This window comes from Candidatus Thermokryptus mobilis (genome assembly GCF_900070205.1).
In the GTDB taxonomy this organism is placed as follows: Bacteria; Bacteroidota; Ignavibacteria; order Kryptoniales; family Kryptoniaceae; genus Kryptonium; species Kryptonium mobile.
In genome coordinates, this window is the sequence record NZ_FAOO01000017.1 from 1 (window position 1) to 12,311 (window position 12,311).

General features: G+C 38.2%; 10 protein-coding genes. 1 reads left to right on the top strand and 9 read right to left on the bottom strand.

Annotation, left to right across the window (positions count from 1 at the left end; translation table 11 throughout):
- Positions 1-2 precede the first annotated feature (2 nt).
- Together FKZ43_RS09500 and FKZ43_RS11665 are read right to left on the bottom strand one after the other, a co-directional pair.
- Positions 3-917 (bottom strand): ROK family protein, encoded by a 915-nt coding sequence (locus FKZ43_RS09500; protein ID WP_140945656.1) that lies wholly within the window; start codon positions 915-917, stop codon positions 3-5.
- A 301-nt stretch (positions 918-1,218) separates the two neighbouring features.
- Positions 1,219-1,347, bottom strand: a complete 129-nt coding sequence (locus tag FKZ43_RS11665) for a hypothetical protein (RefSeq protein WP_268904471.1) — start codon at positions 1,345-1,347, stop codon at positions 1,219-1,221.
- A gap of 216 nt (positions 1,348-1,563) precedes the next feature.
- Here FKZ43_RS11665 and FKZ43_RS11495 point away from each other — a divergent pair, with 216 nt between their 5' ends.
- On the top strand, positions 1,564-1,707 hold the full coding sequence (locus FKZ43_RS11495; RefSeq protein ID WP_181180328.1) for a hypothetical protein: 144 nt from the start codon (positions 1,564-1,566) through the stop codon (positions 1,705-1,707).
- 13 nt (positions 1,708-1,720) lie between these two features.
- On the opposite strand, the gene FKZ43_RS09505 is transcribed toward FKZ43_RS11495, so the two are convergent.
- Genes FKZ43_RS09505 through FKZ43_RS09535 form a run of 7 tightly spaced genes read right to left on the bottom strand, consistent with a single transcriptional unit; the run spans position 1,721 to position 12,310 of the window.
- Entirely contained in the window at positions 1,721-3,154 is a 1,434-nt protein-coding gene (locus tag FKZ43_RS09505) for an oxidoreductase (protein ID WP_235894739.1), read from the bottom strand.
- The gene (locus tag FKZ43_RS09510) at positions 3,151-5,379 is read right to left on the bottom strand and encodes a glycoside hydrolase family 15 protein (RefSeq protein ID WP_140945658.1); all 2,229 of its coding nucleotides are present in this window, start codon (positions 5,377-5,379) and stop codon (positions 3,151-3,153) included. Before FKZ43_RS09510 ends, FKZ43_RS09505 begins: the two co-directional genes overlap by 4 nt.
- 24 nt (positions 5,380-5,403) lie before the next feature.
- Positions 5,404-6,423, bottom strand: coding sequence for a VPS10 domain-containing protein (locus FKZ43_RS09515; RefSeq protein ID WP_140945659.1), 1,020 nt, complete (start codon positions 6,421-6,423; stop codon positions 5,404-5,406).
- Positions 6,420-8,186, bottom strand: coding sequence for a hypothetical protein (locus FKZ43_RS09520; protein ID WP_140945660.1), 1,767 nt, complete (start codon positions 8,184-8,186; stop codon positions 6,420-6,422). The genes FKZ43_RS09515 and FKZ43_RS09520 overlap by 4 nt, the downstream gene beginning before the upstream one ends.
- Positions 8,183-9,151, bottom strand: coding sequence for a Gfo/Idh/MocA family protein (locus FKZ43_RS09525; protein ID WP_140945661.1), 969 nt, complete (start codon positions 9,149-9,151; stop codon positions 8,183-8,185). The genes FKZ43_RS09520 and FKZ43_RS09525 overlap by 4 nt, the downstream gene beginning before the upstream one ends.
- Positions 9,148-9,954, bottom strand: a complete 807-nt coding sequence (locus FKZ43_RS09530) for a sugar phosphate isomerase/epimerase family protein (RefSeq protein WP_140945662.1) — start codon at positions 9,952-9,954, stop codon at positions 9,148-9,150. Before FKZ43_RS09530 ends, FKZ43_RS09525 begins: the two co-directional genes overlap by 4 nt.
- 19 nt (positions 9,955-9,973) lie before the next feature.
- Entirely contained in the window at positions 9,974-12,310 is a 2,337-nt protein-coding gene (locus FKZ43_RS09535) for a hypothetical protein (protein WP_140945663.1), read from the bottom strand.
- Between the last annotated feature and the right edge of the window lies 1 nt (position 12,311).

Genomic DNA, 12,311 nt, shown 5'->3' on the forward strand with positions numbered 1-12,311 from the left:
CATTAAAACATAACAATTGCTAAAGCTATCGCCCCCATAACCCCAGCATCGTAGCCAAGCTCCGCCCTTACAACTTCCAAACCTTCATACACCTCACGCAAAGTATAATATGACAACCTCTCCCTCAACGGCTCAACCAACAAACTCTCCGACACCTCAGCAACTCCACCACCAAGAATCACTTTCCTCGGATTAAATAAATTTACCGCAGCACCAATCGCAAATGCTAAACTATCAATGACCTCAAAGAGAATTTGCCTAGCTATAGCATTACCCTCTAAAGCAAGCTCAAAAATCTCTTCACTTCTCATCGCCCTTCCAAATCGCTCACTCCCCTCACGCCCAATAGCACTCCCAGAAGCTAACGACTCCAAACAACCCCTCCTCCCGCAACTACAAACAGGGCCATCCAACTTAACAGTCATATGCCCTATCTCACCAGCCAAATTTCTCCAACCACGAACTAACCTCCCACCACTTATAACCCCACTACCAATGCCCGTCCCAATGTTAACATATATCAAATCATCAATCCCTCTACCAGCACCAAAAACCCACTCCCCAAGCGCTCCAGCATTAGCATCGTTATCAACAACAACAGAAACTCCAAAACGCCTCTCAAGCTCATCCCTTAAAGGAAAATTTTCCCACCCACGAACATGATGCGATAAATAAACAACCCCGCTCTCAAAATCAACCGGCCCACCAAAACCAACACCTATCCTCTCAACACTAAAACCCCGCAACCTCGCCTCGTTAAACAAATCAACCAACATATCACAAATCACCTTAAACCCACCCTCAGCCCCCGCACCACGATCAACTTGAACCCTTAATAACTTAACAATCTCCTCCCTATACAAACCTGCAGTCATCTTCGTCCCACCAACATCTACACCAATAACACCAACCTCCATATCCAATCAATCCCTGTGTTTTTATTATATCTTAATGCAAGAGCTCAAAATTTTAAAATTTAAAACCAAACCTCATTAAAAAAATAACACTACCTCGATCCAAATCACAAAACTCACCTAACCTCCAATCTAAAACCAAATGACACCAGGCTTCTTTTGCTAATAAATTTAATTTGGATAATAAATTTCCTCTCACCCTTTGAGTTATACGCAACATCAACTCCTCTCGCATTTCTCGTTTAAAGACCCGCAAAATCTCTGCAACCAAGTTTATCTATTTAATCTTACATTACATGGAACTTTATAGAAAGATGAAAAAGTCAGCAACCGAACATGAACTCGTGCTTGTCGGAAGGATAGCGACATCCTTTATTGTAATCTCGGGTCTTCTATGGATTTTTACAAAGCCTCCAAGCCTATATCTCGCCACCAATAGCCTCACCCATAAGGTAAACGGAGCAGGAGAAATAGCATCCTTCATAATCGGTTCTTTACTCGGCTTGCTGCGATTAACCCTTGAACTAATGCATAGCCATAGCGGTCTTTACAAGATCCAACACTTTTATGGATCATCAAGATCAACTTCTTGCACTTTGCAATTTTTCCCTTTACCATCTCTTCAATTATATTTTTCACCGTGAGTTTAATGTTTGACAAAAAAGATGAAAAAATAAGCGAGTTCCTAATATCAAAGGATGTGTTAAAGCAAGCTAAAATAGATGAGTCAAATCTAATTCTATCCATCATACTTGCAATAATAATTGGACTCTTATGGATTATCTTCGCATAAATATTTCGTACCCTTATTTCTTCGTATATCCCTTTCTTGCAATCTGAAAAATTTTCGCATAAACCTTATCCCGAGGCACACATCCAGCTGGAAATTGACCGAGTTCATTATGTTTTGAACGCATCAAATTTGTGCAATGACTTATCGTAATACAAACTTTTGATGGATTTAATTTCCCATACCTTTTTAGATCAAGAAAGAAATCGGGATAAGCAAGTGCTCCCCTGCCAACGCCGACTATAGAAACCCTTTGCTCTTTAATGTTCGCTTCCGCTGCGTAGACAAAAAACTCACGGAGATAGCTATACCCCGTCCCGACAATTATAACATCACTACCAACAGCATTTTTTACCTCTGAAGTAAGCTTAAAATGCCTCGCTACACCAAAAAGGGGTTGTTCAGGTTGTTTATATCCATCAATAGGGGGTGTTTCAAACGGTCTTCCTATATGTGGATTATAATAAGGGCTTCCCATTGAAATGTTAATTAACTTAACACCCATAGAGGCAAGGATTTTGATTAACTCTATCGGCTCTGTTAAATCAGGTTCAAGCGGATTATCTTCCTTCACCCCAAAACCATACAGATAAGGCACAGGATAATTAACTGGTTTCCCAATTCCATTTATATCTTTAAGAAAAGGTATGCAATCAAAAACATTTATACGCGACGCGACTTCAATTTTATCGCCAAGTTCCGATTTTATCTTACGGACGACATTTCTTATAAACCTCGTTCGGCTTAAAAAATCACCTCCATACTTTCCATCCCTTGTCCTCCCTGCAAGAAGCTCGTTTAAAAGATATGTATGACACTGTTTAATATCCACAAATTGAAACCCCGCCTCAAAAGCAAGCTTAGCACATTTTACAAACTTATCCTCAAGTCGTTCAAGGTAATCATCAGATACAACAGGATAATTTTTATCAATTGGAATTTTTTTTTCTTTATCAATGTAAGTCAAACTATCTACAACTGGATTATGAAATGCTATGATTGGCCTTTTGTAACTCCATCTACCTGAATGTGTTAGTTGAATTCCTATTACAAGGTCTGAGTCATCGCCCCAGATTTCTCTATGGGCTTTCCTTGCTTTCTGGACAAGAAGTGCAAATTCTTTTAAGTTTTTTTCATTTAAAAGAAGTTGTCTTGGATTTGCCCTCCCCTCTTCAACTACCGCCGTTGCCTCACCCCATACCAACTTTGCCCCACCACCCCCAAATCTTTCCCACCTTCTAAATGTAAGCTCATCTGGCTTACCATCCAATGTCCCATCACAACCCTCCATCGGATGAACGGCAAATCTATTACCTATTACCAACCGACCTACTTTGATCGGCTTAAAAACCTCACTAAGATTTTCATCAAACTTTATGATCTCATCAAGCCCAAGATGTTTAACCTCAGATTTAAGTTCATCAATAGTCCTGAACCTAAAGAATCTCATATCACTGATAACTTTATTTTAATTTTGCCCTTGAAATAAGGTAAAACCAATGCACCATTTTTCATCTCAACCCTCTTATCATCAACGATTGCAGAAATGTCCTTACCCCTTTCAATCGTTAATTTCATCTCCATCTCTCGGACTTTAACATTTACATCAACAAAATTTAAATTTTTTAAAAGCGATGGTCTTATGACAAGATTCTCAATTTCAGGTCTAATTCCAACGATATGGTGGATTACAAGAGCGACGAGCTCAGCCCAAGTCCAACCGACAACGCCAACAGGAGGAAGAGGCGGGGTTAAATGTTCAACAGAATAATATTCAAACCATCCCCCTGATTTCCCGCCACTTATATTGTGAAGCCAATTAAGAACCCGCCATACCTTATCATATTCTTTCATCTCTATATACGCTCTTGCTACAAGCAATGAAGCAAGAGGCCAAGGACCTGGTGGTTGCGGTTCGCTTGAACTATCATACCTTTCATAACCCCCATAATTCCAACGCTGATTCCACAAATTCTCAACCCTTTCAAGTGTACCAATACAGATATCATCTATAGGTTCAACTAATCCATAGATAATCGGTAAAACCTCAGAGACATCCGGCTCTGAAGACGGATTTGCCTCTGTTGAAATCGGTGAGTTTGCCGGCATCCTACTTCTATCAGGAGGTATAAAATACCTCTGCCATTCGCCATTGACTTTTCTACGCTTTATAAAAAATCTTTTCCCGCTTTCCTCACTAAAAGTTAAAAACTTCAACATTGAATTTTTTATCTCCGTTGATGCTGAAGCCCAACGCCGTGCAAATCCACTCTTACCCAACTTTTTCGCAAGCTCTGACGCCTTCTCAAGCCCAATTGAAACCCAAAATTGATAAGCAAGTTCATATCCATCCTCAACCCCAAATGCATCAGTTCTCTCCCAAAATTCCCTTTTGTTTCTCAAAAGTTTGGTCGTTTTGTCCCAAAAAACATCTTTAAGCGGAAATTCCGCAACAAGTTCAACCTTATCCCAATATCTTTTAACAATCTCAAAATCCCCAGTCCAACACACATACGACCAAAGGGCATATAAAAGTTCTCCATTCTGATCAAGTTCCGTAAGCTCATACCCAAACCATCTACTTGATTCAATCGTTTGTCCTTCAGGACCAACAAACCTTTCTAACATCTTTATCAACATTATCCTCGCTTCATCAAAAAAACCACACATCAATAAACCGATCAAAAACATTGAATCATCCCTAACCCACTCCATATTGTATTGCCAAATTCCAGAATCCCTTCTCCCGCTTTTTGAAACTGTTGATTTCAAACAAACTTTAGACACATTGAACAAAGAGTTTAACACCTCATTATCGCTTTCCATCTCTGTTTTATCTATCCAAAAATCTCTCGTTTTGTCAATTAATGTTAAGAAATTTCTCCGAGACCTTTTTATCTGCACATCTTCTTTATCCCCTAACGAATAAATATAAACCACCTCTTTCTCCGCCCCCCTCAAATCTACCCATAAATCATATCTACCCAATGTCCTGACATTTTCCGAAAGAGTTCCAAGTTTCAAAATGGTCCATCCTTTTGCAACCACAACTTTATCTTTATTATCATCCGTGTAAATCTCATCAAACAAGGCGAAGTTGGGATAAAGTTGAAGCCGAAGTGAAATCGGAATCTCAAAACTCGTTTTATTTGTAACCCTTATATTTCTGAACAAAATTTTCCCCTTGACTGGGACGAAAAATCTCTCTTCAACATCAAGCTTTTCATTCCCCCAAATTAATCTAACCATTGGAAACCCAGAGTTAAAGTCCCAGGATATTGACTTAAAATTACTTCTGTCAATAGAAAAGAATTCATCCCCAAACCTAACCACCAGTTTAGTGTTCTCAAAACCACGCTCAGGATGATAAAGAAATGTCCCCCATTTCCTTGTAAATCTCTCCGCATCCCATAAGGTTAGACCAAAAAATGAACCCCCAGCATCCGCATCAAAACATAGCTGAACAACAGCAATTATTTCACCATTACCGAGAAAAAAGTATTCAACCCCGGGCAAAGTGGTGATGTAATCTGGATGAAGTTTCTGGGTATTAAATTTTTCAAATGGCTTACCTGAATTAGATGAATCTCTTACCCCATATGCAGGATTAAATCTAAAATAAGCCAATTGTGATAAAATAGCTGGAACAGTTGTCAAAAATTCCCTTCTTTTCATAATACTTTTAACACCTTTAATTTGCTATTCTATATGGACAGTCCAAACAATCGCCCCTTTAAGTCCAGAATGTCTCCAAGTTTTTCCACCGTCCGCACTTATAAAAACACCACCATCAATCGTTCCAATAACAATGAAATTAGGTTTATCTGGATGAACAGCTATTGAATGTATAGAGTTAAAACCATCAAGACCTTTTTCTGAACATTTCCATGTTTCTCCACCGTCGTTGGATACACATATCCCCGTTTTAAAGCCGGCTGAATATATAACCTTATCATTTTTCGGATCAAATGCAATCGTGTAAATTGTGAGCGAGGTCAATCCATCGTTAACTTTTTTCCATGATTTCCCACCATCGCTTGATTTAAAGATACCATCACTCTCCGTTCCAGCAAATAAAACATCCGAATTGTGAGGACTCTGAACAAGCACCCTTATGCCGATGCCTTTCAAGGCTAATGCCTTCCATCTTTCGCCTCTATTCAAACTCTCATAAATTCCATCTTCAGTTCCAATTAAAATTCTGCTCGGATTCCCCCTGTCAATCACAATTGAGCTAACAAATGTTGACGATGTCGTCCCAGTTTCCTCGGGCTTTATACCATCATTTTTCTCCTCCCAACTCCACCCAGAATCCACCGATTTAAATACACCATAAGGCGTGGCAATGAAAATTTCATTCTTATTCTCTGGATGAATAACGACTCTTAAAACCTCAGTCACCCTCCAATCAGTCATAATTCTCCATGTTTCACCGCGATCGGTTGATTTAAGAACACCATTTCCAGCCGTCAAATACAGAACTTCACCCTTTGAATTTGGTTCAATAGCAATTGAGGTCGCTTTTATATTTCCCCACCCCTTGTGAATCCAAAAATTTCCATCATCTGAAGAGATGAACAATCCAGAAAGCGAATTATCCGCACCAACTATCATTTTCCCACTTATCAAAACAACCGCATAAATTTTCCTTTCACTCAACGCAGTGGAATAATTTAATAAGATACAAAACAAAAGAAATAAAAATTTAAATCCTCTCATTGTATCGCTTGCGTTTCTTCTATTGTTAATTTATTAAAGTTGAGCACCCTTTTTTTGCCTTTGTAGTTTATTTCAATCACTTTACTTTTTAAATCAGACCTCGCAAATCTCCCGTCAAACAAACCCCAATTAAGCTTATACTCAACCCCATCAACATATCTGCTCCCAAAATAACCAAACCTCATCTCAAATCCCCTTATCCCTTTATATCTTACCTCAAATATATCAAAGTCAAAATCAACCTCTGAGCTCTTCAAACCCTCCCTGAACCTATCAAAATCCCCAAACTCATCGCTATCCCCAACCTCAATTATCAAACAAATTTTATCACCATACACCCTAAATCTATAACATGTCTCCTCCAACTTCAGCTCATACACCCCCCCTAACACCCTGATCCCAAAGTATCCATTCTCAACTTTACCTATCACCCAACCAACTGTATCTATCTCAAATCTATCAACACCTCTTGGAATGAAGATATTAACATGTCTATATTTCTCCCCCTCAACCATCTCAAAAAGACCATATAAAACTATTAAACTACCGCGATATTGAAATATACGCTCATACGGTGAAGACGATGTCCACTTGTCGGGGCTTCTATAAACTTTATGAGCTCTGTCAACAAGCTCAGGTAAAATTTTTACCTCCTCAGGGAAAAACATCCCAAGCTCAATCTCAGAAAAGTAAGGATGAACCGAAAAAATTGTCAAGCCATTTGAAAATGTTATATCCCAACTGTGTTGTTGAATCGGTTGCAATATTCCCCCCTGCAAGCTCCCAACACAATAATTCCTTGTCATATATGTATACTTATAAACAGCAGGATTTCTTTCCCTACCATATCTTATAACATTTCTAACCCTTTTCCTTTCCTTATGCTCATAGGGAAACTGCCTATCTGTAGCTATATAGCGAATCACATCGGGAAGCTTAAATTTGCTCAAAGCACAAAAAATAACGGCATTTTTCCTCATTGACCTTGGATCAAACTCCGTTTCACCAAAATACAAATAACCTATCGCCTGAGATTGCGCTTGAATCGGATTAACAGCAAGCTCCGGATAATCCCTGCTATGCGCTCCACAATAGCAACCCTTAAGATATTCAACAGCATAATCAAAAAGTATATATTCAAGCATCATCTGAGCCATCTTTTTCATCAATGTATCTTGAGCAAAATCATAAAGCAAACAAAGTGGTGGAACAAAAGTAATTATATACGTTGGGGAGTCAAACTCCATCTGACCGAATGAAGTTGTCCCATCAACCCAATAATTAATATACTCGCTTGCCTCACGGAAGTTTTCAGATGATGTCTTCAAGTTTGACCAAATCTCATTTTCCCATTCCTGTGAAATCAAATACCAAGCAACATAATACATCAGCCAGTGATTTTCCGTATCACCACGATATATCGTCCTCGTCTTGAAAACATTCTTTATCTTATCGCGATACTCAAAAGGAAGATTTTCCTTACAATGTAAATAAAGCCCTATCAATTGATAAGCAAAAAACATATCACCAATCCCTGGATTTTGAATAAGCGAGTCAAGATAAGGTAATAAAATTTTAACTTCCTTACTGAATTTTATCTTCGCGGTTAAAATAAAAAAATCAACTTTATCTTTACCCAATTGAACCGAATCAACATAAAACTTCAAAATTTTCTCCCTGCGCAATTCAAATTCACTTGTGAAACTCTCACTTTGATTTAGCGATTGAATCAAAAAAACAAAGATCAAAAAAACTCTCCTCATACCCTAACTGCGGTTTTCTTAGCGATTGATTCAATCATTGCCTCAACAACCTTTAAATTTTTCATACCGATATAACCATCAACTTCAGGGTTTCTTCTGTGGATTACGCACTCAGCAAACTCACTCACCTCTTCAAGATAACTATCAATATCCTCCACTAAGATGAAAACCTCCGGCTTATCTTTATCCCCTTGCCAAAGTTCAACCCTATCAACATAGCAATTCATAAAAGCATCCGTTCCATAAATTTTAAATTCATAGGCGTCCCCCGTAACATAAGAGCTTGAAAGAACACCTATAACACCACTTGAAAGTTTGAGCGCCGCTATTACCGTATCTTCAACCTTTAAAACCGACTTTCTCCCGTGAGCAAAAACATCGGTTATCTCACCGAGCAAATAATAAATCACATCAACGAAATGAATCCCAAGTTGAGTCATGGGCAAAAGTGGACATTTGCTTTTATCCGCTTTCCATCTTGGAAAACGACCAAGCCCAGTTTTCATAGATATATTGGCTTCAAAAAAAATAACCTTACCAAGTTTCCCGCTATCCAAAATTTCCTTTGCTTTCCTAAAAACCTTCCGCTTTCTTGTATTGTGCCCAACTTGAAGGATTAATTTTTCAGACCTTGCTAACCTCACAAGCTTTCTCGCTTCATCAACTTTAACGGTGATCGGTTTTTCAATGAAAACATCCTTACCTTTTTTCAATGCCTTATACGCCTGCTCAAAATGTAAGTGATTTGGCGTTGCAATGATAACCGCATTTATATCACGAAGTTCAAGAAGTTCATCATAATTTGAAAATTTTTCACATCCAAACTCCTTAGATGCTTCCTCAGCTAAACTTTTATTAATATCGTAAACAGCAACAACATTAATTCGGGGACACAATTTAACAGCTTTTCTTATCGTCAAGCCATGACCTCCAACTCCAACGAGCGCAACATTAACCTTTTTCATTCCCCAAGCTCCTCAATTGCTTTTAGAATCGCTCTAACCCTTTTTAAATTTTCAATGGTTGATTCTATCAACGGCAAATGATGTGTTTCAATTGTGATATTGTCAAGCACTTTATCGTGTATTATCGCCTTAAGTTGTCCAAACCAATTAACCGAGCCATCACCCACAAGAAGACATTTAAACTCAGGTTGATTTACCGCATCCTTGACATGAATGTTAAAGATAAAGTTCTTTATCCTTTCATACCCGATTGGAAATGCGAATTCTCCAGACCCGACAGCATTAGCAGGATCCCAATTAGCACCAAGATTTACCGCACCCGCCTTCTCCAATATCCTTGCAGTGTTAACCCCACTATCACAATAGAAACCAGGTTCATTTTCAATCGCAAGGTTAAATTTCTCCTCATACGCATACCTAGCGACATCTTTAAGTATCTCAACTACAAATTCCTCCGGCGTCCCATCTCTGACAAAACCAAAAATAATTATCTTTTCCACACCGAGTTTCCTCGCAAGCTTAAATGTTTCCGGCAAAACTTCACCGATTTCAAATTTCAATCTTTCAGAATCGCTCGGTTTGATTTTAAATAGCCCTGGTGAAAGTGCCGTTATCCTAATCCTTCCGGATGAAACCCCTCTTAAGATAAAATCAATATCTTTTTCATCAGCAAATGGAACTCGCTTATCATAACTTCCAATACAACGAAGTTCATAATTTCTGATTCCAAGTTTCAAACCGATCTCAAACGCCTCCCTTATATCAAGTGAAATTTCATCGCTGACAATACCGATCTCAAACATTTCTTAATCCCTTTTATTTTTAATAAAGCATCATAGCAGATCTTTTCCACATATAATCTGGATCAATATATGGCTCATCATCCGCATGTTTTTTCATAAGCTCAATCTTATTCTTCAAAAGCTCGCAGAAATTTTCACCATGTATTAGCGGTGTCTCCCCCATGTCCGTTAAAGCCATAAATTCAACATCGTTGCGATGTTCCCATAAATTGATAAGTTCAAATGTATTCTCAATTTCAAGCTCAATCATATCCCTTAACTTTTTCTTGAGATCGCTCCTCTCAACCTCACTTTTACTCTCAATATAACCATGAACACAAACAATCCAAGCAGATACATTCCTTATCGTCATAAACCAACATTTCAATGCCTTCAATCTAACCAACTGATCAAACAAAACCTTCAATTTTTGTGAATTTTTATCCTCAACTTTTTCAATTTCAACTTCAAGCAACTTTATCGCTTCTTTCAATGGTGGAAATAGATACTTATCCATCCTTTCCACCGCAAGCTCACACCTTTCTTTATCAGTTAGCTCAAACAAGACATCCCGCATTAAATCAACATTATTTGGGTTATGGGGGGTTGAACACATAAATTCCTCATAATATCTTCGCTCAACCTCTGGAATAGCTTCAATGTTTGGCACAAGAGGTCTGACCCAAATCCTAAGCCAAGTGAATCCGAATGTTGAATACAATGGGATTGGGTTCGGATAAGAAAGTATCGCTTCCTCTGTTAATTTCCACACCTTTATTAACACATCGGCACTTCCACCAACCCATGAGTTTGCAATCCTTCCTATTTCTTCATTTATGTCAATGTTCTGATTAAATTGAAAAATTCTTATGATTTCCTGATTTATGTTATACGGGACAAGATTCGGTGGATTTATACCACCCATATGAGCCACATGATCTACGCCAATTGATTTAAGTGCTTTTAATTTTTGATACGTAAGCCAAGGGTAAGGAATCCCAATAAGCGGATCAAAAAATGTATAAGGTCCGGAAACAAAGTAAAAATGAGCATTTGATTTTTTCAATTTAAGTTCATGGATAAGATCCCTTTCTTTTTCATCAACCTTGATGTGAAGAGGGGTTCCACCAATCTCTTTAACATCCGAATATTTTGGATGTGAATAAGGCAAATGCCAGCCTCTTCCAAGAAGTGAATTTGTTTCAATCTCAATTCTATCTTCAATCCCATTCCAGATAATTTCATGCTCTCCGTAAAATGGTTCAAGTCGTGTTATAACCCTAAAATTAGGATTGATCTCAGAGGCGGAATCTCTCAAAGTCCTAAGAAATCTTAAAACATTTTCTCCAGCAACTTTTGCTATCTCCTCATCGCTTTTCCACTCACGGATAAGATAAGCCCCTCCATTTCTCCCAACATAAAGTGATTTAGTATGTTCAAATCCAGCACCACTATCATTCGTCCAGATTGAAATAAATTCAAGCTCTGGAACCTCTTTTAATAATTTCCTAAGCATCTCAGCATAATGCTCAAGAACTCTTGGATGAGCTATCGTAAGGTTAAATCTCGGTTTAAAGCTTCTAAATGGATGGTCAACCCGCGCGCCTCTAAGCATTGGATATCTTGCGAAAATTTCCTCTGGGACAGAGCGTGGCTCAAAACAAAGAAGTCCTGGCACAAGCCCATACTTTAAAGCAAGTTTTGCATTCTTTTTGAGAAAGGCAAGATTTATGCTCAGGTAGTAAAATGGATAAACACCACGATTAAGCTCGCTGTAGACAAATTGATCAAGCGCTGGTAAATATGTATAAAACATCGGATAAACCTCACCCTTAGGACCGATTTCAATTCCCATGGGAAATCCAAGCCCATTCACTTCAACATGAGTAAAGCCATATTTTGCGAGCCCGCGAATATAGCCTTCCCTATCAAAATTTCTCTGAATTCTGCCCTGCTGAGTTAAAAAGAAATCATTAACAGTTCGTATCCACTTGAAAGCGGGAGAAAAAAATTTGCCCCCAAGAAATTCTTCTATATCATCATTTAGCTTATCCTCAATTATGTGTGAGTAAAAGGAATAAAGAAATTCCATCCTTGATGCACTCATTATGCCAGAGCCGTTTTCATTGATACGAAAATACACAAAATAGTTATTGAAATCATGTATCCCCTTATCATATCCTTCATATAGAAATTCATCTGCAGTTGATATATAGAAAACTCCATTTTCAAGGTCTATCTCCTTAACTTCGGCCTCTTCAATTCTCACATTACCTATAAAATTTTTAAGCTCAAGAGCAACTGTCCTAACAACCGGCGCGCAACCTTTATGATAACAGATTACGCTAACCTTTTTTAGAGCGTCTTTAACTTTCATA

What these genes read in the sequence shown, in the direction of transcription:
- FKZ43_RS09535 (WP_140945663.1), bottom strand. Translation starts at nt 12,310, where the DNA reads ATGAAAGTTAAAGACGCTCTAAAAAAGGTTAGCGTAATCTGTTATCAT.
- FKZ43_RS11495 (WP_181180328.1), top strand. Translation starts at nt 1,564, where the DNA reads ATGTTTGACAAAAAAGATGAAAAAATAAGCGAGTTCCTAATATCAAAG.
- FKZ43_RS09505 (WP_235894739.1), bottom strand. Translation starts at nt 3,154, where the DNA reads ATGAGATTCTTTAGGTTCAGGACTATTGATGAACTTAAATCTGAGGTT.
- FKZ43_RS09525 (WP_140945661.1), bottom strand. Translation starts at nt 9,151, where the DNA reads ATGAAAAAGGTTAATGTTGCGCTCGTTGGAGTTGGAGGTCATGGCTTG.
- FKZ43_RS09530 (WP_140945662.1), bottom strand. Translation starts at nt 9,954, where the DNA reads ATGTTTGAGATCGGTATTGTCAGCGATGAAATTTCACTTGATATAAGG.
- FKZ43_RS09510 (WP_140945658.1), bottom strand. Translation starts at nt 5,379, where the DNA reads ATGAAAAGAAGGGAATTTTTGACAACTGTTCCAGCTATTTTATCACAA.
- FKZ43_RS09500 (WP_140945656.1), bottom strand. Translation starts at nt 917, where the DNA reads ATGGAGGTTGGTGTTATTGGTGTAGATGTTGGTGGGACGAAGATGACT.
- FKZ43_RS09515 (WP_140945659.1), bottom strand. Translation starts at nt 6,423, where the DNA reads ATGAGAGGATTTAAATTTTTATTTCTTTTGTTTTGTATCTTATTAAAT.
- FKZ43_RS09520 (WP_140945660.1), bottom strand. Translation starts at nt 8,186, where the DNA reads ATGAGGAGAGTTTTTTTGATCTTTGTTTTTTTGATTCAATCGCTAAAT.